A 26,580-nucleotide genomic window follows, 5' to 3' on the forward strand; every position below is an offset into this window, starting at 1 on the left:
CGCGCCGCTGTGCTCCGGCCAGGCGGCCGGAGCACGGGACGCCGTCAGCGGACCGGGTGGCCGGCCTCGCGGAGGGTGTCCTTGACCTCACCGATGCGCAGGTCGCCGAAGTGGAACACCGACGCGGCGAGCACCGCGTCGGCGCCCGCGGCGATGGCCGGCGGGAAGTGCTCCAGCTTGCCGGCGCCGCCCGAGGCGATCACCGGGACGCGGACGTGCGCGCGCACCGCCGCGATCATCTCGGTGTCGTAGCCGTCCTTCGTGCCGTCGGCGTCCATCGAGTTCAGCAGGATCTCCCCGGCGCCCAGCTCGGCGGCCCGGTGCGCCCACTCGACGGCGTCGATGCCGGCGCTCTTGCGACCGCCGTGCGTGGTGACCTCGAACGCGCCGGACGCGGTGCGCCGCGCGTCCACCGACAGCACCAGCACCTGCCGGCCGAACCGCTCCGCGATCTCCCGGATGAGGTCGGGCCGCTCGATGGCGGCCGTGTTCACGCCCACCTTGTCGGCGCCCGCCCGCAGCAGCTTGTCCACGTCGTCGGCCGTACGGACGCCGCCGCCCACGGTCAGCGGGATGAAGACCTGCTCGGCGGTCCGGCGCACCACGTCGTAGGTGGTCTCCCGGTTCCCGGAGGACGCGGTGATGTCGAGGAAGGTCAGCTCGTCCGCACCCTCGGCGTCGTAGAGCTTGGCCATCTCCACCGGGTCACCGGCGTCGCGCAGGTTCTGGAAGTGGACCCCCTTGACCACCCGGCCGTTGTCCACGTCCAGGCAGGGGATCACCCGTACGGCGAGCGTCATGCCGTCCCTCCTTCGAGACCATCGGGGCCCCCATACGCCTCGACCTCGACCTCGACGACCATGGACGGGTCGACGAAGCCGGAGACGATGATCATGGACGCGGCGGGGCGCACCGCGTCGAACAGCTCCTTGTGCGCGCGGCCGACGTCGTCCACGTCCCGGGCGTGCGTGAGGTACATCCGGGTGCGGACCACGTGCTCGGGGCCGAGGCCGGCCTGCTCCAGCGCCTTGAAGGCGACACCGAAGGCCGTGATCGCCTGCTCGTAGGGGCCGCCGCCGTCGGCCGCGGTGCAGCCGGAGACCAGGACCAGGCCATTGGGGAGCCGGACGGCCCGGCTGTAGCCGATGACGTCCTCGTAGGCGCCGCCGGAGGAGATGCGGCGCACCTCGTCGGGGGTGCTCACTCGGACACCACCCGCAGCGCCTCTTCGAGGGTGAAGGCCTTCGCGTACAGGGCCTTGCCGACGATGGCGCCCTCGACGCCCAGCGGCACCAGCTCGGACAGCGCCCGCAGGTCGGCCAGCGAGGAGATGCCGCCGGACGCGACGACGGGCCGGTCGGTCGCGGCGCAGACGCCGCGCAGCAGTTCCAGGTTGGGGCCGGTCAGGGTGCCGTCCTTGCCGATGTCGGTGACGACGTACCGGGCGCAGCCCTCGGAGTCCAGGCGGGCGAGGGTCTCGTACAGGTCGCCGCCCTCGCTGGTCCAGCCGCGGCCCTTGAGGGTGGTGCCGCGTACGTCGAGCCCCACCGCGATCTTGTCGCCGTGCTCGGCGATCGCCTTGGCGGCCCACTCGGGGGTCTCCAGGGCGGCGGTGCCGAGGTTGACGCGGGTGCAACCGGTCGCGAGGGCGGCGGCGAGCGAGGCGTCGTCGCGGATGCCGCCGGACAGCTCGACCTTGATGTCCATGACGCCGGTGATCTCGGCGACCAGGGCACGGTTGTCGCCGGTGCCGAAGGCGGCGTCCAGGTCGACCAGGTGCAGCCATTCGGCGCCGGCGCGCTGCCAGGCGAGGGCCGCCTCCAGCGGGGAGCCGTACGAGGTCTCGCTGCCGGACACGCCGTGCACGAGGCGTACGGCCTGGCCGTCGCGGACGTCGACCGCGGGGAGCAGCTCAAGCGTGGGTGCGGGCATCACAGGGTCTCGATCCAGTTGGTGAGGAGCTGGGCGCCGGCGTCGCCGGACTTCTCGGGGTGGAACTGGGTGGCCCACAGGGCCCCGTTCTCCACCGCCGCGACGAAACGTTCGCCGTGGGTGGCCCAGGTGACCTTGGGGGCGCGGATCAGCGGGTTGGTGACCTCCAGGCTCCAGTCGTGCGCCGCGTAGGAGTGCACGAAGTAGAACCGGGCGTCGGCGTCCAGGCCCTTGAAGGCTTGGCTGTCGGTCGGCGCCTCGACGGTGTTCCAGCCCATGTGGGGCACGATCGGGGCCTTGAGCGGGCCGACCGTGCCGGGCCACTCGTCGAGGCCCTCGGTCTCCACGCCGTGTTCGATGCCGTGCTCGAAGAGGATCTGCATGCCGACGCAGATGCCCATGACGGGCCGGCCGCCGGACAGCCGGCGCCCGATGATCCAGTCGCCGCGGACGTCCTTGAGGCCCTGCATGCAGGCGGAGAAGGCGCCGACGCCGGGCACGAGGAGCCCGTCGGCGTCCATGGCCTTGTCGTAGTCGCGGGTGATCTCGACGTCCGCGCCGACGCGCGCGAGCGCCCGCTCGGCGGACCGGACGTTGCCGAAGCCGTAGTCGAAGACCACGACGGTCTTGGTGGGGCGGACTGCGCTCATTCCCAGATTCCTTGGATCCGCAGGACTCCGGCGGCGAGGCACATCACGGAGCCGATGGCGAGCAGGACGATGACCGACAGGGGCATCTTCTGCTTGTGGAAGGAGTAGACGCCCCCGGCCAGGAACAGGCCGAGGACGATCAGGATGGTGTTGAGGCCGGTCACGGCTAGAGGGCGCCCTTCGTGGAGGGCAGGATGCCGGCCGCGCGCGGGTCGAACTCGGCGGCGTAGCGCAGGGCCCGGGCGAGGGCCTTGAACTGGCACTCCACGATGTGGTGGGCGTTGCGCCCGTACGGGACGTGGACGTGCAGGGCGATCTGCGCCTGCGCGACGAAGGACTCCAAGATGTGCCGGGTCATCGTCGTGTCGTACGCGCCGATCATCGGCGCCATGTTCTCGGGCTCGGTGTGCACGAGGTAGGGGCGGCCCGACAGGTCGACGGTCACCTGGGCGAGGGACTCGTCCAGCGGGACGGTGCAGTTGCCGAAGCGGTAGATGCCGACCTTGTCGCCGAGGGCCTGCTTGAAGGCGGCGCCCAGCGCGAGGGCGGTGTCCTCGATGGTGTGGTGGCTGTCGATGTGCAGGTCGCCGTCGGTCTTGACCGTGAGGTCGAAGAGGCCGTGCCGGCCGAGCTGGTCGAGCATGTGGTCGTAGAAGCCCACGCCCGTGGAGACGTCGACCTTGCCGGTGCCGTCGAGGTTTATCTCGACGACGACCGAGGTCTCCTTCGTGGTCCGTTCTACCCGTCCGATGCGGCTCATGCCTGCTGCTCCTTCTTCAGTGCGCGAACCGCTTCCAGGAACGCGTCGTTCTCGGCGGGGGTGCCCGCGGTGACCCGCAGCCATCCCGGTACGCCGTTGTCCCTGACCAGGACACCCCGGTCGAGGATCTTCTGCCAGGCGGTGTGGGAGTCCTCGAACCTGCCGAACTGGATGAAGTTCGCGTCGGATTCGGTGACCTCGTAGCCGACGGCCCGCAGTTCGTCGACCAGGCGGTCCCGTTCGGCCTTGAGTTGCTCGACGTAGCCGAGCAGCGTGTCGGTGTGTTCCAGGGCGGCCAGCGCGGTCGCCTGGGTGACGGCCGACAGGTGGTACGGCAGGCGCACCAACTGCACGGCGTCGACCACGGCGGGGTGCGCGGCGAGGTAGCCCAGGCGCAGGCCGGCGGCGCCGAACGCCTTGGACATGGTCCGCGAGACCACCAGGCACGGCCGGCCCTCGATGAGCGGGAGGAGGGAGTCCCGGTGGGAGAACTCGACGTACGCCTCGTCCACGACCACCAGGGAGGCCGAACCCCGCTCGGCACGCGCGGCCTGGGCGGCCTCGTAGAGGGCGAGGACCGTCTCGGCCTCGACCGCGGTGCCCGTGGGGTTGTTGGGGGAGGTGATGAACACGACGTCGGGCGCGTGCTCGGCGATCGCCCGCTCGGCGGCCTCCACGTCGATGGTGAAGTCCTCCCGCCGGGGGCCGGAGATCCAGCCGGTGCCGGTGCCGCGGGCGATGAGGGCGTGCATCGAGTACGAGGGCTCGAAGCCCATCGCGGTACGGCCGGGGCCGCCGAAGGTCTGCAGCAGTTGCTGGATGACCTCGTTGGAGCCGTTGGCGGCCCATACGTTCTCGCGCGCCACCGGGTGCTTGCCGGTACGGGTCAGGTACGCGGCCAGCTCGGTCCGCAGCTCCACCGCGTCCCGGTCGGGGTAGCGGTTGAGGGTGCGGGCGGCGTCGGCGACGCGCTCGGCGATGCGCCGCACGAGCGGTTCGGGCAGCTCGTACGGGTTCTCGTTGGTGTTCAGCTGGACGGGCACGTCGAGTTGCGGGGCGCCGTACGGGGACTTGCCGCGCAGTTCGTCCCGGATGGGGAGGTCGTCGATGCCGATGGTGCTCACTGTCCCGGCACCTTCCATTCGAAGCGCGCCTTCAGGGCGGCGCCGTGCGCCGGCAGGTCCTCGGCCTCGGCGAGGGTGACCACGTGGTGGGCGACCTCGGCGAGGGCGTCGCGCGAGTAGTCGACGATGTGGATGCCGCGCAGGAAGGACTGGACGGACAGCCCCGAGGAGTGGCAGGCGCAGCCGCCGGTGGGCAGGACGTGGTTGGACCCGGCGCAGTAGTCGCCGAGCGAGACCGGCGCCCAGGGGCCGACGAAGATCGCACCGGCGTTGCGTACGCGGGCGGCCCAGGCGGCGGCGTCGGCGGTCTGGATCTCCAGGTGCTCGGCGCCGTACGCGTCGACGACCTTGAGGCCGTCCTCCAGGGTGTCGACCAGCACGATCGCGGACTGCTTGCCCGCGAGGGCGGGCTTGATCCGGTCCTCGATGTGCTTGGTGGCCGCGACCTGCGGTTCCAGTTCCTTCTCGACGGCCGCCGCGAGTTCCTCGGAGTCCGTGACCAGGACGGCCGCGGCGAGCGGGTCGTGCTCGGCCTGGCTGATCAGGTCGGCGGCGACGTGCACGGGGTCGGCCGTGGAGTCCGCGAGGACCGCGATCTCGGTCGGGCCGGCCTCGGTGTCGATGCCGATCTTGCCGGTGAAGTAGCGCTTGGCCGCGGCGACCCAGATGTTGCCGGGGCCGGTCACCATGTTCGCGGGCGCGCACTCCTCGGTGCCGTACGCGAACATCGCGACGGCCTGGGCGCCGCCGGCCGCGTACACCTCGTCGACGCCCAGCAGGGCGCAGGCGGCGAGGATCGTCGGGTGCGGCAGGCCGTCGAACTCGACCTGCGGCGGGGAGGCGAGCGCGATCGACTCGACCCCGGCCTCCTGGGCGGGCACGACGTTCATCACCACGGAGGACGGGTACACGGAGCGACCGCCCGGCGCGTACAGGCCCACCCGCTCGACGGGAACCCACTTCTCGGTCACGGTGCCGCCGGGGACCACCTGGGTGGTGTGCTCGGTGCGGCGCTGGTTGCGGTGGACGATCCGGGCCCGCCGGATCGACTCCTCCAGCGCGGCGCGGACGGCCGGATCCAGCTGCTCCAGGGCGGTCGCGAGGGCCTGCGCCGGGACCCGGACCTGCGACAGCTCGACCCCGTCGAACTTCCGCGCGTACTCGATCAGCGCCGCCGTGCCACGATGATGCACGTCCTCGCAGATGGGCCGCACCTTCTCCAGGGCGGCTTCCACGTCGAACTCGGCACGGGGCAGCAGATCGCGCAGGGCGCCACCCTCGGGGAGGATGTCACCGCGCAGGTCGATACGAGAGATCACGTCCCAATTCTCTCAGACCGGCTCCCGGCACCGTTCGTCCGTATCACTGGCTGATACACGCCCCGGATGTCACAGCCGGCCCTTAGCGTTCCCCTACACGTAGGTGACTGCCGCGTACGTGATCGCGGAGGGGGGCCGCCATGACGGAAGCGCGCGTGGAGGCGGGGCCGGTGGATCTCACCGCCGCCGAGCGCCGTATGTGGGACGCCTACCGCACGGGCCGCACGTGTGATCTCAGTGCGCGTGTCGCGGACCGGGACGACCCGCACGCCGGCCGCCCCTGGGGCCCGGAGCGCAGCGTCCGCGCCGAGGTGGTGGCGCTGCTGCTGCTCCACGGGCCGCCTCCGGTGCCCGGCCGGGTGGTGGCGCTGAAGCTGCGCGGCGTGCGGATCCTGGGGCGGCTGGAACTGTCCGGGGGCAGGGTGGAGCCGTACGTCGAGTTCCAGTCGTGCCGCTTCGACAGCGAGATCCGGTTGTCCGAGACCCGGCTCTGCACGCTGCGCCTGGTGAACTGTGCGATCCCCCGGCTGGAGGCGGCCCGCCTGCACACCGAGGGGGACCTGCACCTGCTCGGTTCCCGGGTGGCGCGGGGCATCCGGTTGACGGACGCGCAGATCGGCACCGATCTGCTGATCAGCCGAGCGGTGGTCCGGCCCGACAACAAGGGCCGGGCGATCACCGCCGACGGCATGTCCGTGGCCCAGGACTTCCAGGGCGACATGCTGGAGACCTTCGGGGAGGTCAGTCTGCGCGGCGCGAAGGTCGGCGTGTCGATGAACCTGCGCGGGGCCCGGCTGCGCAACCCGGGCGGGCGGCGCGCGCTGAACGCGCCGCAGCTGACGGTCGAGCGGACCCTGTACCTGACGTCGATCGCGCTGTACTCCTCGTCGGGCGATTCGGGGGGCGGCACTCCCCCGTACGGGGTGGGCCCGACCCCCGCGCCCGGCCAGGCCGCGCGGGCGTTCGAGTGCGAGGGCGGGATGCGCCTGGACGACGGCCGCTTCGGTGACGCGATCGACTTCTACGGGGCCCGGTTCCTGCTGTCGCAGGAGCAGGAGCTCTCGTTGCGGCGGATCAGCACGCCGGAGCTGCGCTTCGTCGGGGCGCAGCCCGAGCGGGGCCGGGTCGTGCTGTCGGGGGCGAAGGTGGTCAAGCTGGTCGACCTGTCCACGAGCTGGCCGGGCCCGGGTCGGCTGGTGATGGAGGGGTTCTCGTACGAGATCCTCGCGCCGCGTGGGCACTTCCCGCTACCGCGACGGCTGGCCTGGGTGGAGGCGGCCACGGCGGAGTACTCGCCGGAGCCGTACGAGCGGTTGGCGGCGGTGCTGCGGGCCAGTGGGGAGGACGCCGACGCCCGGGAGGTACTGCTGGCCAAGCAGCGACGGCGGCGCGCGACCCTGCCGCCCGCCGCCAAGGCGTGGGGCTACCTCCAGGACTGGACGGTGGTGTACGGGTACCGGCCGGGGCGGGCGGCGCTGTGGATGGCGGTCCTGTGGGCGGCGGGCACCCTGCTGTTCTCGCAGCACCCGCCGCCGCCGATCAAGGAGGACGAGCACCCGCGGTGGAGCGCCGCCCTGTACGCCCTCGACCTGCTGCTGCCGGTGATCGACCTGGGGCAGGAGGGCCAGTGGAAGCCGGGCGGAGCCTGGCAGTGGGGTGCGTCGGCCCTGGTGGTCCTGGGGTGGATCCTGGCCACGACGGTGGCGGCGGGCGCCTCCCGGCTGCTGAGGCGGGGGTGACGGCCGCGGGCCCCCGGCCACTACCCTGTGCCTCGTGACCACCGTTCGCCTGCCCCTCTTCCCGCTGAACTCGGTACTGTTCCCCGGCCTCGTGCTGCCGCTGAACATCTTCGAGGAGCGTTATCGCGCCATGATGCGCGAACTGCTGAAGTCGGGTGAGGACGAGCCGCGCCGTTTCGCGGTCGTCGCCATCCGGGACGGCTGGGAGGTCGCGCCGACCGCGCCGGGCCTGCCGGACCAGACGACCCTGCCGGAGCGCGGTCCGGCGGCCGGCTTCGGCGCGGACCCGATCCAGGCGTTCCACCGGGTGGGGTGTGTCGCGGACGCCGCGACGATCCGGGAGCGGGAGGACGGCAGCTTCGAGGTGCTGGCCACCGGCACCGCCCGGGTTCGCCTGCTGTCGGTCGACGCCTCGGGACCGTACCTGGTCGCGGAGCTGGAGGAGTTGGCGGAGGACGCGGGCGACGGGGCGGGAGCGCTGGCCGAGGGCGTGCTGCGGGCGTTCAGGAACTACCAGAAGCGGCTTGCGGGGGCGCGCGAGCGGTCCCTGGCCGCGCCGCCCGAGCTGCCCGACGAGCCGTCGGTGGTGTCGTACCTGGTCGCCGCGGCGGCCGTGCTGGACATCCCGGCGAAGCAGCGTCTGCTCCAGGCCCCCGACACCGCGACCAGGCTGGCGGAGGAGCTGAAGCTGCTGCGCGCGGAGACGGCCGTGATCCGGCACCTGCCGTCGCTGCCGGCGGTGGACCTGACGCGCGCGCCGACGAGCCCGAACTGATGGCGAGGAAGAAGGCGGGGGCGGCCGGGGCCGCGACGCCGGCGATCGCGGCCCTGACGGCGGCCGGCGCCGAGTTCACCACGCACGCCTACGAGCACGACCCGGCGCACCCCTCGTACGGGCAGGAGGCGGCGCAGAAGATGGGCGTCTCCCCGGAGCAGGTGTTCAAGACGCTGGTCGCGGACGTGGACGGCGTGCTGACGGTGGCGGTGGTCCCGGTCTCGGGCTCGCTCGACCTCAAGGCGCTGGCCGGGGCGGTGGGCGCGAAGCGGGCGGCGATGGCTGACCCGGCGCTGGCGGAGCGGACCACGGGGTACGTGCTGGGGGGCATTTCGCCGCTGGGGCAGCGGCGGGCGCTGCGGACGGTGGTGGACGCGTCGGCGTCGGGGCACCGCACGATCTGTGTGTCGGCCGGGCGGCGGGGGTTGGAGGTCGAGCTGGCTCCGGCGACGTTGACGGCGTTGACGTCGGCCGTCGTGGCACCGATCGCACGGTAGCCTCCGGCGGTCGCGGGGGGCGCGTGCCGTTCCCTGCGGGGCGGGTGCCGGGTCCCTGCGGGGCGGGTGCCGGGTCCCTGCGGGGCGGGTGCGGCGCCGTGGCGCCGGCGGCCCCGGCTGCGCCGGGCTTTCGGGGCTCCGCCCCGGACCCCGCGCCTCAATCGCCGGCGGGGCTGGATTTGCCACCCCCCAGACTCCGTCCGGGGGGACGCCCGGGGACCCCGACCAGGCTGGATTCGCCCCGGGCCTCGCACGGCGACGGGACCCGGGGTCAGGGGTGTGACGGGTCCGGGGCGTGGACGTGGGTCGGCGGGTAGCCGTCCGCCCCCGGCCAGGTCGGTTCCGGGCGGGTGAAGACGGCCGTCAGGGCCAGGTGGGTGCCGATCGCGACCAGCGGCCAGGCCAGCAGCGCGCCGTGGGCCAGCAGTTGCAGGGGGGCGTCGAACGGGACGCCCTTGCCCGCCTTCGCGGCCGCCGCCGCGAGGTTCGAGGAGGGGCCCAGCCGCAGTCCCAGCCGCCAGCCGACCAGCGCCGCGAACATCGATCCCGCGCCGAGCCCGAGCACCAGGGGAACCCCGCCCCGGCGCCGCCACAGGAAGACCGCTACCGCGCTCAGCAACCCGAATGCGGCCGCGAGCAGCAGGTACGTCCCGTCGGCGCCGATCCGCGCCTCGCTCTCGGAGTTCCGCAGGAACACGGCCTCCCCGTTGGACACGTACTGGACCTTCGGCGCGAGCCACGCCCACAGCACCCCCAGCAGCACCCCGGCCACCGTCACCACCAGCGCGACGGCGGCCCCGTCCCGGACATCGCCCGGCGTGGTCTTCCCGGGCGGCGGCGCGCCCTGGTCGAACGGCAGCGGGGACGGGGACGGCGGTGGGGTCACGGCTTCGGTCACCCGCACATCGTGCCAGGTCCCCGGTCCGGCGGTGTCAGCGGACCGCCGCCCGCCGGTAGGCCCAGGTGGCGACGGCCAGGGACAGCACGCCGACCGCCCCGCACACGCCCAGGTCGAACAGGACCGCCGCCCAGTCCGGGTCGGGCGCGAACGTCCGGGCGAACGCCTCCACCCCGTACGTCGAGGGCAGCAGGTCCCGCGTCCACACGATCACGTCGGGCATCCGCTCCGGCGGCAGCACCCCCAGCAGCAGCGCCGCCGACATGCCGAGCTGCCCGGCGAGCGTGGCCAGTTCCTGCCGGGGCGCGAGCAGCCCGAGCGCCGCGCCCAGGCCCGCGAGCGCCGCCCCGGCCAGCGGTACCACCGCCGCGAGGATCCACAGCCCGCCCATCGGCAGCCCGAACAGCACGCACCCGAATCCCGCCGTCACCAGCGTTCCCGGCACCGTGAAGGAGGCGTAGGCGGCGGCCGCGCCCAGCACCACGGAGGCGGGCGGCACCGGCAGGGTGGCGTAGTGGTCGAGCCCCCCGCCGGCCCGGAGCTGGCCGAAGTACTGGGCGAGCAGGTTCAGCGCGACGAAGGCGACGACCAATACCGACGATCCGGCGACGACGGCCCGCGCCTCCGAGCCGCCGTCCACCACCCCCCGCATCAGGATCATGATCCCGACGGACTGGAAGGTGGCCACGAACAGCAGCGGGATCCGCGCCACCCGCGCCCGGGACAGCTGTGCCCGGTACACGGCGGCGAGCGCGGGGAAGAACCGGGCCCGGGGCGCCAGCGGTCCGGGGACGGCCGCCCGCGCGGTGACGGCGGTGGTCACGACTTCACCAGCCCCTTCGAGGCGCGGCCCCCCAGGGCCAGGTAGACGTCCTCCAGGCTCGGCGTGGCGAGGGTGAAGTCGTCGAGCGCGGCGAAGGCCGGCCCGCCGGTCACCGCGGCCACGGCGGCGCGCGCCCGGTCGGGGGTGAGCCGCAGCACCCAGCGCCGCCCGGACACGACGGCGGCCGGGGCCAGCTCCGCGACCTCCGGCACCTCCAGTGGCGCGGCGGTGCGCCACACCAGCTCCAGCCTGACTTCGCCGGACACCGTCGTCTTGAGCCCGGCCGGGGTGTCGCAGGCGATGACCTTGCCGTGGTCGATGACGGCGACCCGGTCCAGGACGGTCTCGGCCTCGATGACGTTGTGGGTGACGAGCAGGACGGTGGCGCCGTGGCGGGCGCGGCGCCGGTCGACTGCGCTCCACACGGCCCGCCGGGCGACGGGGTCCATGCCGGTGGTGGGCTCGTCGAGGACCAGGACGGGCCGCTCGCCGACCAGCGCGGCGGCGAAGCAGGCGAGGCGCCGCTGGCCGCCGGAGAGCTTTTTCAGGGGCCGGCCGGCGAGCGCGGTCAGCCCGAGCTCCTCCAGTACGGCGTCCCGGGCGGCGCGGGCCGCGCGGGCGTCGAGTCCGCGCAGTCGGCCGGTGGTCTCGGCGGCGAGCGCCACGGTCAGCTCGTCCAGGGCCGTGGACTCCTGCCCCAGGTAGGCCAGCAGCCGGGAGGCCCGCTCGGGGTGGCGTACGAGGTCGTGGCCGAGCAGCGTCACGGTCCCGGTGTCGGGCCGCATCAGTCCGGTGAGCTGCCGTACCAGGGTGGACTTGCCGGCGCCGTTGGGGCCGAGCAGGCCGAAGATCTCGCCGCGCCGGACGTCCAGGGAGATGCCGTCGTTGGCGCGGGTCTCGGGCAGGGCGGGGGCGCCGCGCCGGCCGCGCACCGCCGGGTAGGTCTTGACGAGGTCGCGCACCGCGCAGACGACGTCACCGGCACCCGCCTCGGAGGTCACAGCCGCGGCCGGTGCCGTGTCCTGTTTCGCGCTTGCTGTGCCCGTGCTCACGAGGGAGCAGCCTACGCGGCTTTCACCCCTGGTCGGGCGCCGGGGTCACCGGCGCCCCCGGCACGGCGGCCCCCGGGCCCGCCACGTGCTCGGCGGCGGCGCGGACGTCGATCTCGCGCCAGAAGCCGGCGCGGATGGCGTAGCGGTCGTGCTCGTCGATCTGGTCGTCCTTGTGGGCGAGCAGGCCGAACCGGGCGGCGTAGCGCAGCAGCTCCCCGTCGATGCGGTGCGGGATGCGCGGGTACATGGTGGCGAGTTTTTGCAGGTGGACGGTTTCGGGGAGCCGTTCCATCCAGCGCCGGGCGAACACCTGGCCGACCTCGAAGGGGTCGCCGCCGACGGTGGTGATGTCCTCTTCCCGGTCCGCCCAGCGCTGCTCGGCGCTGGTGAGCTGGGCGAGCGTGGGCAGGGAGGCGGTCTCTGCGGGCTCGCCGAGCGGTCCGGCGCGGTCGACCCAGCCCTTGTCGGAGGACCATCGCAGGGCGCTGCCGGCCGGGCCGGGCGCCGAGCCGGCCGCGTTCTGCGGGGCGGCGGCGCCGGGGGCGCGCAGGGCGGCGAGGTCCTTGGGCGTGGGTACGGGTCTGGCGCCCTCGGCGGTGCCCTCACCGGCGGGCGCCGGTACGGGCGCGGGGCGCTCGGCGGTGTCGGCGCTGTCGGCGGTTGCCGCGGGGGCGCCGTTGCGGGCTGCTTCGGCGAGCGCCGCCTCGGGCAGCGGCGCGGAGAGGATGGCGGCGATCTCGGGGCGCGGGGCGGGCGCCGGGGAGCACAGTCCGGTGAGGTCCTTGGCCCGTACGGCGCGGGTGATCCACGCCCGGTCCAGGACCCGGCGTTCGTCGGCTTCGGCGACGAGGTCCTCGGACTGGTTGTAGTCGCCGTCGGCGGCCTGGACGGCCCACAGGTGGACGGCGACCCCGTGTTCCTTCGCGGACATCAGTCCGGGCAGCAGGTCGCCGTCGCCGGTGACCAGGACGACGTCCGAGCAGGCCCGGTTGCGGGCGAGTTCGGTGAGTTCGGCGTGCATGGCCGCGTCGACGCCCTTCTGCGCCCAGCGTCCGTCGCTTCGGGTCAGGGCGCCGAGGCGGACGGTGACCCGCGGCATCACGCGCAGCCGCCGGTGTTCGGGCTGGGGCACCCGGTCCGGCGCGCCGTCGAACCAGTAGATCCGCAGCAGCGGCTGTTGGGTGTCGGCCTCGGCGCGTTCGCGCAGGCCCTGGATGAGGGCGGCGTGGTCGACGGTGATGCGGGATCGGGACGGCTCCCCCGCGAGAAGGCTGGCGGCGGCGCCCAGCAGATAGCCGGCGTCCACCAGGACGACGCAGCGGTCCACGCGTTCCACCCTCTTCCCTGGGGGTTCTCGACAGGTTTTCCCCGAGTCTGCCCGACCGCAAGGGTGTTGAAGGTCGGAACTCGATCATCGGCGTGGCGTATCTCACGCCGGAAGCGGCGTGGGTCGACGACTACGCGCGGCGATGATCCAAAATGCGCGGTTTCTGGTGCTGTGTGAGGGTGAAGTCGGCCCTGGCCCCTACACCCCTCACGGAGGCTTCCCATGGCCAAGAACAAGAACCGCCAGCCCGCCAAGACCTCGGACCGCGCGCAGTCCCAGGATCCGGCGAAGAGCTCGGTTCAGACGTCCCCCGAGCCGTCGTCGGCGCCGAGCCCGATGCACATGGCGGGCAAGCGCAAGGAGAAGAAGTTCGGCCACAACTGACGACACCCGCACCTGCGGGAAGGGCGCGCCCGGTGTTCCGGGCGCGCCCTCGGGCGTGTGGGGCGGCGGACCCGGCCGGCCAGGCGGGAGGCTAGCCGGCCAGGCAGGACGGTCCGAGGAGCACCTTGAGGTCGCCGAAGAGCGCCGGGTCGGGCTGGACCCGGTGCTTGTCGAGGCGCAGGACGGTGGTGGTGCGCGGCCCCTGGAGCTTGATCCGTACCTCGGTGTTGCCCCGGTGGTGGCGCAGGATCTCCCCCAGACGGGTCACCATCGGCGGGGTGACCTTGACGGTGGGGATGGTCAGGACGACGGGGGCGTTGGTCCCGGCGGAGGACAGGTCGGGGACCATCATCTCCATCGCGACCAGGCGGGGCACGTCCTCGCGCTTGTCGAGGCGGCCCTTGACGAAGACGACCGTGTCCTCGACGAGCTGGGTGGAGACGAGCTGGTAGGTCGCCGGGAAGAACATGCACTCGATCGAGCCGGCCAGGTCCTCGACGGTGGCGATGGCCCAGGCGTTGCCCTGCTTGGTCATCTTGCGCTGCAGGCCGGAGATGATGCCGCCGATGGTGACCACGGCGCCGTCGGAGTGCTCGCCGCCCGTGAGCTGGGAGATACCGGCGTCCGTCTTGTCGGACAGCACGTGCTCCAGGCCGAAGAGGGGGTGGTCGGAGACGTAGAGGCCGAGCATCTCGCGCTCTTGGGCGAGCAGGTAGGACTTCTCCCACTCGACGTCGGAGAACTCGACGTCGAGGCCGAAGCCGGGCTCGTCGCCGGCGTTCTCGTCGCCCATTCCGCCGAAGAGGTCGAACTGGCCCTCGGCCTCCTTGCGCTTGACCGCGACCACGTTGTCGATCATCGATTCGTGGTGGGCGACCAGGCCCTTGCGGGTGTGGCCCATCTCGTCGAAGGCGCCGGCCTTGATCAGCGACTCGACGGTCCGCTTGTTGCAGACGACGGCCTCGACCTTGTCCAGGAAGTCGGGGAAGGAGGAGAACTTCCCCTTGGCCTTCCTGGTCTTGATGATCGAGTCCACGACGTTCTGGCCGACGTTGCGGACGGCGGTGAGGCCGAAGAGGATCACGTCGTCGCCCTGCGCGGCGAAGTTCGGCTCGGACTCGTTGACGTTCGGCGGGAGCACCTTGATGCCCATGCGGCGGCACTCGTTCAGGTAGATCGCGGACTTGTCCTTGTCGTCCTTGACCGAGGTGAGCAGGCCGGCCATGTACTCGGCCGGGAAGTTCGCCTTGAGGTAGGCGGTCCAGTAGGAGACCAGGCCGTAGGCGGCGGAGTGCGCCTTGTTGAAGGCGTAGCCGGCGAAGGGGACCAGCACGTCCCACAGGGCCTGGATCGCCTGGTCGCTGTAGCCGTTCTTGCGGGCACCGGCCTGGAAGATGGTGAAGTTCTTCGCCAGTTCCTCGGGCTTCTTCTTGCCCATCACGCGGCGCAGGATGTCGGCCTCGCCGAGCGAGTACCCGGCGATGATCTGGGCGGCCTTCTGGACCTGCTCCTGGTAGACGATCAGGCCGTAGGTGACCGCGAGCACCTCTTCGAGCGGCTCTTCCAGCTCGGGGTGGATCGGGGTGATCTCCTGCTGCTTGTTCTTGCGCAGGGCGTAGTTGGTGTGCGAGTTCATGCCCATCGGGCCCGGCCGGTACAGGGCGGACACGGCGGAGATGTCTTCGAAGTTGTCGGGCTTCATCAGGCGCAGCAGCGAGCGCATGGGGCCGCCGTCGAACTGGAAGACGCCGAGGGTGTCGCCGCGGCCGAGCAACTCGAAGGTCTTCGGGTCGTCGAGCGGGAGGGCCAGGAGATCGATGTCGATCCCCTTGTTGGCCTTCACCATCTTGACGGCGTCGTCCATGATCGTGAGGTTGCGCAGGCCCAGGAAGTCCATCTTGAGCAGGCCGAGCGACTCACAGCTCGGGTAGTCCCACTGGGTGATCGTCACCTGGTCCGTGTGCCGTACCCAGACGGGTACGTGGTCGGTGATCGTCTCGCTGGACATGATCACGCCGGCGGCGTGCACGCCCATCTGGCGGACGAGGCCCTCGACGCCCATCGCGGTGTCGATGACCTTCTTCACGTCCGGTTCGTTCTCGTACATCCCGCGGATCTCGCCGGCCTCGCTGTAGCGCGGGTGCTTCGGGTCGAGGATGCCGGAGAGCGGGATGCCCTTGCCGAGGACGTCGGCGGGCATGGCCTTGGTGAGCCGGTCGCCCATCGCGTACGGGTAGCCGAGGACGCGCGCCGAGTCCTTGATCGCGTTCTTGGCCTTGATGGTGCCGTAGGTGCCGATCATGGCGACCTTGTCCTGGCCGTACTTCTCCGTCACGTACCGGATCACCTCGACGCGCCTGCGCTCGTCGAAGTCGATGTCGACATCGGGCATGGAGACGCGCTCGGGGTTCAGGAAGCGCTCGAAGATCAGGCCGTGGGTGAGCGGGTCGAGGTCGGTGATGCCCATGGCGTACGCGACGATCGAACCGGCCGCGGAGCCTCGGCCCGGGCCGACCGCGATGCCCTGGTTCTTGGCCCACATGATGAAGTCGGCGACGACGAGGAAGTAGCCCGGGAAGCCCATCGAGATGATCGTGTCCATCTCGTACTCGGCCTGCTTCATCCGGTCCTCCGGGATGCCTCCCGGGTAGCGGCGGTGCATGCCGCGCATGGTTTCCTCGCGGAACCAGCTGACCTCGGTGTGGCCCTCGGGGATGTCGAACTTCGGCATCAGGTTCCGGAACTGGAACATGCCCTCGGTGTCGATCTGCTCGGCGACCAGCCGGGTGTTGGCGCAGCCCTCCTGCCAGGCGTCCGAGGAGTCGATGGCGTACATCTCCTCCGTGGACTTCAGGTAGTAGCCGGTGCCGTCGAAGCGGAAGCGGTCCGGGTCGGAGAGGTTCTTGCCGGTCTGGATGCACAGCAGGGCGTCGTGGGCCGTGGCCTCGTGCGCGTAGGTGTAGTGGGAGTCGTTCGTGACCAGCGGCGGGACGCCGAGCTTCTTGCCGATCTCCAGCAGCCCGTCGCGGACCCGGCGCTCGATCTCGATGCCGTGGTCCATCAGCTCCAGGAAGTACCGCTCCTTGCCGAAGATGTCCTGGTACTCGGAGGCGGCCTTGAGGGCCTCGTCGAACTGGCCGAGGCGCAGTCGGGTCTGGAGTTCGCCGGAGGGGCAGCCGGTGGAGGCGATGAGCCCCTCGGACCACTTGGAGATGGTCTCCTTGTCCATGCGCGGCCACTTCGTGAGCCAGCCCTCGGCGTACGCGTCGGAGGACAGCCGGAAGAGGTTGTGCAGGCCGGTGGCGTTCGCCGCCCAGATCGTCTTGTGGGTGTAACCACCGGAACCGGACACGTCGTCACGCTTCTGGTGGGGCTGGCCCCACTGGATGCGGCGCTTGTTGCGCCGGGACTCGGGGGCGACGTACGCCTCGATGCCGATGATCGGCGTGACGCCGGCCTTCTGCGCGGAGTGGAAGAAGTCGTAGGCGCCGTGCAGGTTCCCGTGGTCGGACATCGCGATGTGCGTCATGCCCATCTCGTTGCACGCGTTGAACATGTCCTTGAGCCGCGCGGCACCGTCCAGCAGCGAGTACTGGGTGTGGACGTGCAGGTGCGTGAACGGCGGCTTGGTCACGGTGGGGGTCCTCCGGCGACGGGAGTGGGGGGCGACTTCGAATCCTACGTCGGGCCGGTGACACATCCGGGGCACTCACCGGTACGGTCAGGCGTTGCACCGGCCAGGAGCACCTGTCCGAAAATCGATTGGCACACGCGCCACCAGGAGGAACCCGCCATGGCGGTCCCCGAGACGACGAACGAGCAGCGCGCCGAGCAGATACTCGACGTGTTCGACACCGCTTTCGGTGAGCTGCTCGCCGCCGACCCCGCTGCCTTCCAGGTGAAATTCCGGAAGATGGCGGCCTCCGCCTTCGCCTTCTACCGCGGTACGGCCTGCCTGTTCTACGCCGATCTGGAGCGGGACCGGCACGGCGGCCCGTACCTGGACGAGCGGACGGGCCGGGTGTGGATCCACGGCGATCTGCACGCCGAGAACTTCGGCACGTACATGGATTCCAACGGCCGGCTGATCTTCAACATCAACGACTTCGACGAGGCGTACGTCGGCCCCTTCACCTGGGACCTCAAGCGGTTCGCGGCCTCCGTCGCCCTGCTCGGCTACACCAAGGCGCTCAGCGACGGGCAGATCAGCGATCTGGTGCGGACCTACGCGGCCGCCTACCGGGAGCGGATCCACCTGCTGGCGACGGGGGCCAAGCACGAGGAGGTCCCCTCCTTCACCCTGGACACCGCCGAGGGGCCGCTGCTGGGGGCCCTGCGCGCGGCCCGGTCGCGGACCCGGTTCGAGCTGCTGGCGTCGATGACCGAGATCAGGGACTACGAGCGCCGCTTCACGGCCGGTCCCGGCACCCTGGAGCTGGACGCGGCCACCCGTTACAAGGTGCTGGCCGCCTTCGACGGGTACCTGGAGACCCTGCCGGAGGAGTCCCTCGTGCGGCCGGATTCGTACCGGGTCAAGGACGTGGTGGGGCGGCGGGGCGTCGGCATCGGCTCGGCCGGACTGCCCTCGTACAACATCCTGCTGGAGGGGCACAGCGACGCCCTGGAGAACGACGTCGTGATCTACCTCAAGCAGGCGCAGACCCCGGCGGTGTCCCGGCACATCACCGAGCGGGCCGTGCGGGAGTACTTCCTGCACGAGGGGCACCGCACGGTGATCTCCCAGCGGGCCCTCCAGGCGCACGCCGACCCGTGGCTGGGCTGGACGGAGCTGGACGGGGCCGGGCAACTGGTGGCGGAGGTCTCCCCGTACGCGGTGGACCTGGACTGGTCGGACCTCGACGACCCGGAGGAGATCGCGGCCGTGGTCGCGGACCTGGGGCGGGCGACGGCGACCATGCACGCCTCGGCGGACGAGGCGGAGAGCGGCCACTCCCTCGTGCCCTTCTCCACCGAGCGGGCCATCGACGCGGCCATCGCCGCCGACGAGGAGGGTTTCGGCGAGCTGCTCGTCGACTTCGCCCACGCCTACGGGGCCCGGGCGCGCGCCGACCACCAGATCTTCGTCGACCTGTTCCGCAACGGCCGTCTCACGCCGTAGCCGGCTGCCCGCGCCGTGATCCGGTCCCCCCCGCTCCGCGGCGGTCCTGGTCACGCCGGGGTCGTGCCCGTTCGCGCCGGGGTCGGGCCCGTTCACGCCGGAGTCCGGGGGCCGCGCGGCCCCCGGGCCCTGATTCACAGGCAGTCGTGGCAGACTCGCCGGGATGGACATATCCGGTGCAGGGCTTCGAGGGCTGCGGGCCGCGCTGTTCAGCGCGCTCGTCGTGCTGCTCTCGACCGGCTCCCACGTCCTGCTCTCCCGGGTGTCGCTGCCGCCCGCGCTGGTGGGCGGGGCTTTCGCCGCCGTGTTCGCGCTCGCCTTCGCGGTGGCCGGCCGGGAGCGGGGCTTCGGGGCGATCGCCGGGCTGCTGGTGCCGCTGGAGCTGGCCGCCGACACCGCCTTCACCGCCGGTCAGCACTTCTGTTACGGCCCGGCGGGCGGTCCGGTGGCCGGGCCGTTGCACGCGCTGGGCTTGGACGGGCTCTGCGGCGGAGCCCCGGTGGGCGGGCCGCTGACCGGCGTGGCGGGGCCGGCCCCCGACCCGGCCGCGCTCCTCGCGACGCCCGGACCGTGGACGCCCTGGCTGCTGCTGGGCGCCCACGTGTCGGCGGGCCTGCTGGCCGCCGCGTGGCTGCGGTACGGGGAGCGCGCGCTGGGCCGGTTGCTGCGGGCCGTGGGCGTCCTCGCCTTCCGGCCGCTGCTGCTGGCGGTGGCCGCGGTGGTGGCGACCGCGGGGCCGGCGCGGCGGGCGGTGCGGCCGGCGCCCGAGGGCGCGGGCGCCCGTACCCGGTTCCCCGCGCATTCCGTGGGACGGAGGGGACCTCCCGTACGGCGTGGGGCGCTCGCGAGCGCCTGAACGGTACGGCAGACCCCCGACCCTTTCGCATCACGGAAGACCCCACGGAGATCGACATGAGTGCACGCAACAGCCAGGCGAGCAAGGCGGCGGCCCGCGAGCGGCTGCGCATCGAACGCGAGAAGCAGGCCAAGAAGGCCAGGGCGCGCCGCCAGGCGCTGGTGGCCGTCGGCGTCGTCGGCGTCCTCGCCGTCGCGGGCGGCGTCGGCTACCTGGTCGTGCAGAACACCAAGCCCTCCCACTGGGAGAAGGCCGCCACGGCGGAGCTGGTCAAGCCGAAGAACACCACCGGCGACGACGGCCTGACGGTCGTCGTCGGGAAGGCGGACGCGAAGAAGACCCTGGAGCTCTACGAGGACCCGCGTTGCCCGGCGTGCGCGGCCTTCGAGCAGTCGGTCGGCGCGCAGGTGCGCAAGGACGTCGACGCGGGCAAGTACAAGCTCCACTACTTCGGCGCCACCTTCATCGACAACGGCGCCAAGGGCGAGGGCTCGAAGAACGCGCTGAGCGCGCTGGGCGCGGCGCTGGACGTCAGCCCGGAGGCGTTCCTCGACTACAAGGCCGCGCTGTACTCGAAGGAGCTGCACCCCGACGAGACCGTCGACAGCTTCGCCAAGGACGACTACCTGATCAAGGTCGCGGACACGGTTCCGGCTCTCAAGGGCAACGCCGCGTTCAAGAAGGCCGTCGAGGACGGCACCTACGACCGGTGGGCGATGGACATGGCCAAGGCGTTCAACAAGTCCGGCGTGACGGCCACCCCGACCCTCAAGATGGACGGCAAGAAGATCGACACCCCGGCGACGCCCGAGGCGTACACGGCGGCGATCGACAAGGCGCTGGCGGGCTGATCCGCGTAGGTCCGCGCCACGTCGCGCAGGGCAACGGGCGGGTGAACTCCTGGAGTTCGCCCGCCCGTTGCCTTACCGAGGGTATCCCGAGGCCATACCCGTCAGTAATATGATCGGCCGTGACCAGTCATCTCCCGCCTGCCGCCTCGGCACATCCGCGCCGCCGTACGGTCGTCCTGGCCGCCGCCGCCACGGCCGCGCTGGCGCCGATCGCGACCCTGGGCGCCGGCGCCGCCCACGCGGCGGAAACCGCCCCCGCCTTCCTGCACGGCGTCGCCTCCGGCGACCCGCTGCCCGACGGGATCCTGCTGTGGACCCGTGTCACCCCGACCGCCGACTCGGTGCCCGGTTCGGGGCTCGGCCCGGACACCCGGGTCGGCTGGGAGGTCGCGGAGGACAAGTCCTTCTCCCGCGTCGTCGCGAGCGGGTCCGTCACCGCGACGGCCGCCGCCGACCACACCGTCAAGGCGGACGTGCGCGGCCTGCGGCCCAAGACCGCGTACTGGTACCGGTTCACCGCCGGCGCCACCGTCTCCCCGGTGGGCCGCACCCTGACCGCCCCGGCCGCCGACAAGAGCACGGCGGGCGTGCGCTTCGGCGTGGTCTCCTGCGCCAACTGGGAGGCAGGCTACTTCTCCGCCTACCGCCACCTGGCCGCCCGGGCCGACCTGGACGCGGTCCTGCACCTCGGCGACTACATCTACGAGTACGAGAGCGGGGGCTACCCGGAGGCCAAGTACGTCGTACGCCCGCACGAGCCGAAACACGAGATCCTCGACCTCGCCGACTACCGCACCCGGCACGGAACGTACAAGACGGACACCGACCTTCAGGCGCTGCACGCCGCGCACGTGATCATCGCGATCTAGGCAGGCGTACTTCGAGTGGATGCCCGTACGCCCCTCCATCGCCGGAACCGTCTACCGGCGGCTGCGGTTCGGCACCCTCGCCGACCTGCACCTGCTGGACCTGCGCACCTTCCGCTCCCGGCAGGCCGCGGTCGGCAGCGGTTCGGTGGACGACCCCGAGCGCACCATCACCGGGCGCGCGCAGTTGGACTGGCTCAAGTCGGGGCTGTCGGCCTCGCGCGCCACCTGGCAGCTCGTCGGCACCTCCGTGATGATCTCACCGGTGGCCTTCGGCTCGCTGCCCGCGCACCTGCTGCAGCCACTCACCAAGCTGCTCGGACTGCCCGAGGGCGGCATAGCGGTCAATGTGGATCAGTGGGACGGCTACACCGACGATCGCAGGGAACTCCTGTCCCACTTGAAGGACCAGGGCATCGAGAACACGGTGTTCCTGACCGGGGACATCCACATGGCGTGGGCGAACGACGTCCCGGTGAACAAGGCGACGTATCCGGCCTCGGGTTCGGCGGCGACCGAGTTCGTGGTGACCTCGGTGACTTCCGACAACATCGACGACCTGCTGCACGTGCCGGCCGACACCGCCTCACTGGTCGCCGAATCGGCCATCAAGGCCGCGAACTGGCACGTCAAGTGGCTGGACATGGACGCCCACGGGTACGGCGTCCTGGACGTGACGGCCGAGCGCTCGCAGATGGACTACTACATCGTTTCCGACAAGCGGCGCCAGGACGCCACATCGGCGTGGGAGCGGTCGTACCGCACCCTGAGCGGCACGCAGATGGTGGAACGGGCCGACCGCCCGGTTCGCTGACGTAGCGTCAAATTTGCGGTCGAAGGAGGCGCTTGGTTCATACCAGGCGCCTTTTCGGCGTCATCGGCAACAAATCTTTAACCTACGAGATCTTGCCATTCTAATGACATGCACACGTAAGCTGCGCGTCAGCGTGAGGACGTCCCTCACCCCCCACCACGCTTCGCGAGGAGTCAACGTGCGCGCCAACGCCCGCATATCCCCCATGCTCCGCCGCCGCCTCATGGGTACGGCCGTCCTGGCCGGCACCCTGGCCTTCGCCCCGCTGACGGCCCCCACGACCGTCGCCGTCGCCAAGTCCGGCGAGACCTGTACGCCCGGCCAGTCCGCCGCCGCCCCGGCCAACGCCCGTGTCGCCCGCCCCAAGAACCACCAGGCGGCCGACCCGAACGAGGTCTCGGACGCCCAGGTCAAGGCCATGGACGCCGACCTCAAGAAGAAGCTGTCCCAGCTCGGCCCCCAGCAGCTGAACGGCCTGCGCACGGGCGCCACCGCCGCGACCACCATCCCGGTGTACGTGCACGTCATCACCTCCGGCACCGCCGGCAAGCTGACGGCCACCGACATCAACAACCAGATCTCGGTGCTGAACTCCGCCTACAGCGGCAAGGGCACCGGCAACGTGGACTCCGGCTACCAGTTCAGCCTGGCCGGCACGGACTACACGGACAACGCCGCCTGGTACAACGTCTCCGACGGCACCCAGGCCGAGAAGGACATGAAGAACGCCCTGCGCAAGGGCGGCAAGAACGCGCTCAACCTCTACACCGCCAACCTCGGCAACGGACTGCTCGGCTGGGCGACCTTCCCCAGCTCCTACGCCTCGCAGCCGAAGATGGACGGCGTTGTCATCCTCAACAGCTCGCTCCCGGGCGGGTCCTCGACCAACTACAACGAGGGTGACACTGCGACCCACGAGGTCGGCCACTGGATGGGCCTCTACCACACCTTCCAGGGCGGCTGCTCGGGCAGCGGCGACTCCGTCGCCGACACCCCGGCCGAGCAGAGCGCCGCGTTCGAGTGCCCGACGGGTCGCGACAGCTGCACCAACAAGACCGGTGTCGACCCGATCCACAACTTCATGGACTACACGTACGACTCCTGCATGTACCAGTTCACGGCCGGCCAGGTGTCGCGCATGCAGAGCATGTGGACCGCCTACCGCGCCTGATCAGCGCACCTCCCGTGGCTGATCGGCGCCCGTCGCGGCGGCGGCGGACGGCGACCACGTGAACAGGGGCCCGGCCCGGCGGAAGCCGGACCGGGCCCCTGCCCGCGTGCCGCGCGCCTAAAGGGTGTCGAGGAACGCCAGCGCGACCTTCCACGTCTGCTCGGCGGCCTCCGCGTCGTAGTCGTCGAGCTCCGGGTCGGTGAACAGGTGCCCGGCGTCCTGGTAGCCGTGGACCTCCACGTCCGCCCCTGCCCGCCGCATCCGCAGGTACCAGGCCGTCAACCAGTCGTGCGGTTCGAACGGGTCCGGATCGGCCACGTGCAACTGCACCGGCAACCCGTCGACCGAGGCGCTGTCCTCCAGGTCCGAGGTGCCGTGCAGAAGCAGCAGTCCCCGCGCCTTCTCGTCGTGCAGCGCCAGGTGCTGGGCCACGGAGGCGCCGAAGGAGAAGCCGGCGTAGACCAGTCCTTGGTCGGAGTAGGGCGCGGCGGCCAGGACGGCCCGCTTGAGCAGCTCGTCGCGGCCGATCCCGTCCCGGTGGGCCATGCCCTCCTCGACCGTCGCGAACGTACGGCCCTCGAAGAGGTCGGGGACCCGGACCGTGTGTCCCGCCGCGCGCAGCCGGTCGGCCGCCGCGTGCACCGCGGGCCGCAGCCCGTACGTCGAATGGAAGAGCAGGATGTTCATTCCCCCATCGTGCCAGTTTCCGAAACGGGGATCGGGTTAGGTTGCCAGCATGGAGATGGAGAACGTCCTTCGCCCCGTCGCCGTCATCGGCGGCTCGTCGGTCATCACCCTGCTCGCCGGGTGGGTGCTCGACGTGCTGCTGCGCCGGGCCGATGCCCGACACCACGAAACACCCCTGTGGGACCTGCTGCGCCGCTGCCGGGTCCCGTTCCAGATCGTCCTGTGCACCGCGCTGCTCAGAGGCTCCTACCGCTCGTCGCGCATCCTGCCGCGGCACGCGGACGGCGTCGGCCGCACCCTGACGCTGATCCTCATCGCCTCCACCGCCTGGCTCCTGGTCCGCATCGCCACGGCGATAGTCGACTCCGGCTACGCGCGCTACGCCTCCGGTTCCCGCGACGCCGCCCGGGTCCGCCGGGTCCGCACCCAGGTGACGCTGATCCAGCGGGTGGTGACGGCGGTGGTCTCCGTGGTCGCCGTCGCGGCCATGCTGCTGACGTTCCCGGCGATGCGTACGGTCGGCACGTCGATGCTGGCCTCGGCCGGGGTGCTGGGCATCGTGGCAGGCATCGCCGCGCAGTCCTCGCTGGGCAACCTCTTCGCCGGCCTGCAGATCGCCTTCGGCGACACCGTCCGGATCGGGGACACCGTGGTGGTGGACAAGGAGTGGGGCACGGTCGAGGAGATCACCCTCACCTTCCTGACCGTCCGCACCTGGGACGAACGCCGCATCACGATGCCGGTCTCCTACTTCACCGGCAAGCCGTACGAGAACTGGTCCCGCGGCGGCCCCCAGATGACGGGCACGGTCTTCCTGCACCTGGACCACTCGGCTCCGATCGACCTGATGCGCGAGCAGCTCGTATACGTCCTCAAGGACACCCCGGAGTGGGACGGCCGGGCGAGCGGCCTGGTGGTGACCGACACCACACCGAGCACCGTCGAGGTGCGGGCGATGGTCACGGCGAAGGACGCCGACGACCTGTGGACCGTCCGCTGCGCGGTCCGCGAACGCCTCATCGCCTGGCTGGTGGCCCACCACCCGTACGCCCTCCCCCGGGTGACGACCTCAGGGGCGGTCCGCGAGCCCTCCTACGACGCCCCCTAAGGATTGCGCAGGCTACGGACGTCCAAGTGGCGCAGGACCCGGTCCACGATCTCCGGATCGGCGCCGGGTTCGCTGCGCGCGGCCAGCACCTCGTGCCGGGCGGCCGACATCATCTCCCGTTGGATGCGTTGGACGTCGCGGATGCGCTCCACCCGCTTCGCGTACGCCTCGCGCCGTTCCTCGTCCACCATGTCGGGGCTGATCCTGGCCCCCACGTCGTAGGCCCGGCGGTACAGGACCTCCAGCAGGTCGTCGGGGAGGTCCTCGGCCCCCTCGATCTCCTGCAGCCGGCGCTTGGCGGCCTTGGCGGCACGGACGGCGAGCCGCCGCTCCGTCTCGCGCTCCGCGTCCTCGTCGGCCTCGACCCCCAGCCGGCGCACGAGCCAGGGCAGGGTCAGCCCCTGGCAGAGCAGCGTCACCATGATCACGGCGAAGGCGATGAAGATGATCTGGTCCCGGCCCGGGAAGGGCTCCCCGGCGTCGGTCTTCAGCGGGATCGCCAACGCCAGCGCCACCGAGGCCACGCCGCGCATCCCGGCCCACCACATGACCGTGCTCTCCCGCCAGCTCACCGGGATCTCCTCGGCGTAGTCGCGCCGCTTGTGCAGCCGCTTCGCCAGCCAGCCCGCCGGCAGCAGCCACAGCAGTCGTACGCCGACGACCACCGCCACGACGGCCGCCGCCCAGCCCGCCATCTGCTCCTCGCGGCCGCGCGCGGTACCGAAGACGTGGTGCAGCTCCAGTCCGATCAGCCCGAACGCGACCCCGGTGACCAGGGTGTCGACGATCTCCCAGAAGGTGTGTCCGGCCAGCCGCCCCAGCACGTCGTCGGCGTCGGTCGCGTACTCGGCGAGGAACAGGGCCGTGGTCAGCACGGCCAGCACGCCCGAGCCCCGGAGTTCCTCCGCCACCACGTACGCGACGAACGGCACCAGCAGCGTCAGCCCGATCTGCAGCGTGGCGTCGCCGAGCCGCCCCATGAGCCGGTGCGTGAGCCAACCGAGGGCCAGCCCCACCGCCAGGGCGACCACGGCGGACAGCACGAACTCCCCGAGGGCGTCCGGCCAGGAGAAGCTGCCGCTGACGGCGGCGCCGACGGCCACGTGGTAGAGCACGATCGCGGTGACGTCGTTGAACAGTCCCTCGCCTTCCAGGATCGACACCAGCCGGCGCGGCAGTCCCAACTGCCCGGCGACGGCGGTGGCCGCGACCGGGTCGGGTGGCGCCACGAGCGCACCGAGCGCCACCGCCGCCGCGAGCGGCAGCCCCGGCACCACGGCGTTCGCCACGGCGGCGACGGCCGCGGTGGTCACGAAGACGAGGGCCACGGCCAGCAGCAGGATCGGCCGGACGTTGGCGGCGAACTGGCGCCAGGAGGTGCGCTGCGCGGAGGCGTAGAGCAGCGGCGGCAACACCAGCGGCAGGATGTACTCGGGCGGGAAGTCGACGTTCGGCACGACGGGCACGAGCGCGAGCACCACCCCGCCGATGGTCATCAGCACGGGGGCGGGCAGCCTCAGCCGGTCCCCGAGCGGCACGGTCACCACGGCGCCGAGCAGCAGTACGAAAAACAGAGCGAGCTGATCCACTCCCCCACCCTGCCATTACGCTGCCGCTCACCTGCGAGGGCGGGGCTCCCGCCGCGCCCGTGTCGGCCTGGCGCGCCCACCCCCGGCGCCCCAGGCCGCACCCATTCAGCGCCGCCGGGGGGCATTTCAGCCCCGCCTGCCATTCCAGCCTCGCCGGCGTTTGAGGCGCGGGGTCTGGGGCCGAGCCCCAGGAAACCCGGCTCCGCCGGGCACCGGGGGCCCACCCGGATGGCGGGCAG

24 protein-coding genes and 1 pseudogene are annotated in these 26,580 nt (G+C 71.8%); 10 read left to right on the plus strand and 15 right to left on the minus strand.

Features of this window, described 5'->3' with window-relative positions:
- Positions 1-44: 44 nt before the first annotated feature.
- The 8 genes from hisF to hisD are packed head-to-tail and all read right to left on the minus strand — an operon-like array spanning position 45 to position 5,785.
- Entirely contained in the window at positions 45-800 is a 756-nt protein-coding gene (gene hisF, locus ABZ934_RS17920) for an imidazole glycerol phosphate synthase subunit HisF (RefSeq protein ID WP_361313771.1), read from the minus strand.
- On the minus strand, positions 797-1,204 hold the full coding sequence (locus ABZ934_RS17925; protein WP_361313773.1) for a RidA family protein: 408 nt from the start codon (positions 1,202-1,204) through the stop codon (positions 797-799). The genes hisF and ABZ934_RS17925 overlap by 4 nt, the downstream gene beginning before the upstream one ends.
- Complete coding sequence (gene priA, locus ABZ934_RS17930; RefSeq protein ID WP_361313776.1) at positions 1,201-1,932, minus strand: bifunctional 1-(5-phosphoribosyl)-5-((5-phosphoribosylamino)methylideneamino)imidazole-4-carboxamide isomerase/phosphoribosylanthranilate isomerase PriA; 732 nt, start codon at positions 1,930-1,932, stop codon at positions 1,201-1,203. The genes ABZ934_RS17925 and priA overlap by 4 nt, the downstream gene beginning before the upstream one ends.
- A complete protein-coding gene (hisH, locus tag ABZ934_RS17935) occupies positions 1,932-2,582 on the minus strand; it encodes an imidazole glycerol phosphate synthase subunit HisH (protein WP_361313779.1) in 651 nt (216 codons plus the stop codon). Before hisH ends, priA begins: the two co-directional genes overlap by 1 nt.
- Positions 2,579-2,746, minus strand: a complete 168-nt coding sequence (locus ABZ934_RS17940; RefSeq protein WP_361313782.1) for a hypothetical protein — start codon at positions 2,744-2,746, stop codon at positions 2,579-2,581. The genes hisH and ABZ934_RS17940 overlap by 4 nt, the downstream gene beginning before the upstream one ends.
- Before the next feature lie 2 nt (positions 2,747-2,748).
- Positions 2,749-3,342: an imidazoleglycerol-phosphate dehydratase HisB gene (gene hisB, locus ABZ934_RS17945; RefSeq protein ID WP_136215256.1), complete on the minus strand. Its 594-nt coding sequence runs from the start codon at positions 3,340-3,342 to the stop codon at positions 2,749-2,751.
- Positions 3,339-4,466 carry a histidinol-phosphate transaminase gene (locus ABZ934_RS17950; protein ID WP_361313784.1) on the minus strand — a complete coding sequence of 376 codons (1,128 nt, stop codon included), beginning with the start codon at positions 4,464-4,466 and terminating at the stop codon, positions 3,339-3,341. The genes hisB and ABZ934_RS17950 overlap by 4 nt, the downstream gene beginning before the upstream one ends.
- Positions 4,463-5,785, minus strand: a complete 1,323-nt coding sequence (gene hisD / locus ABZ934_RS17955; RefSeq protein ID WP_361313787.1) for a histidinol dehydrogenase — start codon at positions 5,783-5,785, stop codon at positions 4,463-4,465. The genes ABZ934_RS17950 and hisD overlap by 4 nt, the downstream gene beginning before the upstream one ends.
- Before the next feature lie 140 nt (positions 5,786-5,925).
- Here hisD and ABZ934_RS17960 point away from each other — a divergent pair, with 140 nt between their 5' ends.
- Genes ABZ934_RS17960 through ybaK form a run of 3 tightly spaced genes read left to right on the plus strand, consistent with a single transcriptional unit; the run spans position 5,926 to position 8,796 of the window.
- Positions 5,926-7,524, plus strand: coding sequence for an oxidoreductase (locus ABZ934_RS17960; protein WP_361313790.1), 1,599 nt, complete (start codon positions 5,926-5,928; stop codon positions 7,522-7,524).
- A gap of 34 nt (positions 7,525-7,558) precedes the next feature.
- Positions 7,559-8,299, plus strand: a complete 741-nt coding sequence (locus tag ABZ934_RS17965; RefSeq protein WP_361313792.1) for an LON peptidase substrate-binding domain-containing protein — start codon at positions 7,559-7,561, stop codon at positions 8,297-8,299.
- On the plus strand, positions 8,299-8,796 hold the full coding sequence (ybaK, locus tag ABZ934_RS17970) for a Cys-tRNA(Pro) deacylase (RefSeq protein WP_361313795.1): 498 nt from the start codon (positions 8,299-8,301) through the stop codon (positions 8,794-8,796). Before ABZ934_RS17965 ends, ybaK begins: the two co-directional genes overlap by 1 nt.
- 271 nt (positions 8,797-9,067) lie before the next feature.
- Here ybaK and ABZ934_RS17975 read toward each other — a convergent pair whose 3' ends face one another.
- The 4 genes from ABZ934_RS17975 to ABZ934_RS17990 all read right to left on the minus strand — a co-directional run bounded on the left by ABZ934_RS17975 (position 9,068) and on the right by ABZ934_RS17990 (position 12,905).
- Positions 9,068-9,694, minus strand: a complete 627-nt coding sequence (locus tag ABZ934_RS17975) for a hypothetical protein (RefSeq protein WP_361313797.1) — start codon at positions 9,692-9,694, stop codon at positions 9,068-9,070.
- A 34-nt stretch (positions 9,695-9,728) separates the two neighbouring features.
- Positions 9,729-10,517: an ABC transporter permease gene (locus ABZ934_RS17980; RefSeq protein ID WP_361313800.1), complete on the minus strand. Its 789-nt coding sequence runs from the start codon at positions 10,515-10,517 to the stop codon at positions 9,729-9,731.
- Complete coding sequence (locus ABZ934_RS17985; protein ID WP_361313862.1) at positions 10,514-11,518, minus strand: ABC transporter ATP-binding protein; 1,005 nt, start codon at positions 11,516-11,518, stop codon at positions 10,514-10,516. The genes ABZ934_RS17980 and ABZ934_RS17985 overlap by 4 nt, the downstream gene beginning before the upstream one ends.
- A 73-nt stretch (positions 11,519-11,591) precedes the next feature.
- On the minus strand, positions 11,592-12,905 hold the full coding sequence (locus ABZ934_RS17990; RefSeq protein ID WP_361313802.1) for an NYN domain-containing protein: 1,314 nt from the start codon (positions 12,903-12,905) through the stop codon (positions 11,592-11,594).
- Positions 12,906-13,118: 213 nt separating this feature from the next.
- Here ABZ934_RS17990 and ABZ934_RS17995 point away from each other — a divergent pair, with 213 nt between their 5' ends.
- A complete protein-coding gene (locus ABZ934_RS17995) occupies positions 13,119-13,280 on the plus strand; it encodes a hypothetical protein (protein ID WP_361313805.1) in 162 nt (53 codons plus the stop codon).
- Between the two features lie 91 nt (positions 13,281-13,371).
- Here ABZ934_RS17995 and dnaE read toward each other — a convergent pair whose 3' ends face one another.
- Positions 13,372-16,914 carry a DNA polymerase III subunit alpha gene (gene dnaE / locus ABZ934_RS18000; RefSeq protein ID WP_361313808.1) on the minus strand — a complete coding sequence of 1,181 codons (3,543 nt, stop codon included), beginning with the start codon at positions 16,912-16,914 and terminating at the stop codon, positions 13,372-13,374.
- A 159-nt stretch (positions 16,915-17,073) separates the two neighbouring features.
- On the opposite strand from dnaE, the gene ABZ934_RS18005 reads away from it, so the two are divergent.
- The 5 genes and pseudogenes from ABZ934_RS18005 to ABZ934_RS18025 all read left to right on the plus strand — a co-directional run bounded on the left by ABZ934_RS18005 (position 17,074) and on the right by ABZ934_RS18025 (position 22,957).
- Entirely contained in the window at positions 17,074-18,399 is a 1,326-nt protein-coding gene (locus tag ABZ934_RS18005; RefSeq protein ID WP_361313810.1) for a DUF2252 domain-containing protein, read from the plus strand.
- 163 nt (positions 18,400-18,562) lie between these two features.
- Positions 18,563-19,255: a hypothetical protein gene (locus ABZ934_RS18010; protein ID WP_361313813.1), complete on the plus strand. Its 693-nt coding sequence runs from the start codon at positions 18,563-18,565 to the stop codon at positions 19,253-19,255.
- 56 nt (positions 19,256-19,311) lie between these two features.
- Entirely contained in the window at positions 19,312-20,106 is a 795-nt protein-coding gene (locus tag ABZ934_RS18015) for a DsbA family protein (protein WP_361313816.1), read from the plus strand.
- Positions 20,107-20,225: 119 nt separating this feature from the next.
- A pseudogene (locus ABZ934_RS18020) lies at positions 20,226-21,786 on the plus strand (alkaline phosphatase D family protein).
- A gap of 223 nt (positions 21,787-22,009) precedes the next feature.
- On the plus strand, positions 22,010-22,957 hold the full coding sequence (locus ABZ934_RS18025) for a zinc metalloprotease (RefSeq protein ID WP_361313864.1): 948 nt from the start codon (positions 22,010-22,012) through the stop codon (positions 22,955-22,957).
- A 117-nt stretch (positions 22,958-23,074) separates the two neighbouring features.
- Here the strand turns inward: ABZ934_RS18025 and ABZ934_RS18030 are convergent, their stop codons facing one another.
- Positions 23,075-23,644, minus strand: a complete 570-nt coding sequence (locus ABZ934_RS18030; RefSeq protein WP_361313819.1) for a dienelactone hydrolase family protein — start codon at positions 23,642-23,644, stop codon at positions 23,075-23,077.
- A gap of 55 nt (positions 23,645-23,699) precedes the next feature.
- Between ABZ934_RS18030 and ABZ934_RS18035 the strand changes: the two genes are divergently transcribed.
- A complete protein-coding gene (locus tag ABZ934_RS18035) occupies positions 23,700-24,752 on the plus strand; it encodes a mechanosensitive ion channel domain-containing protein (protein ID WP_361313867.1) in 1,053 nt (350 codons plus the stop codon).
- Here the strand turns inward: ABZ934_RS18035 and ABZ934_RS18040 are convergent.
- Positions 24,749-26,341: a Na+/H+ antiporter gene (locus ABZ934_RS18040; RefSeq protein ID WP_361313821.1), complete on the minus strand. Its 1,593-nt coding sequence runs from the start codon at positions 26,339-26,341 to the stop codon at positions 24,749-24,751. The two genes, ABZ934_RS18035 and ABZ934_RS18040, sit on opposite strands and share 4 nt — an antisense overlap.
- Positions 26,342-26,580: the final 239 nt, after the last annotated feature.

This window comes from Streptomyces sp. NPDC046557, assembly GCF_040645975.1.
Lineage (GTDB): Bacteria > Actinomycetota > Actinomycetes > Streptomycetales > Streptomycetaceae > Streptomyces.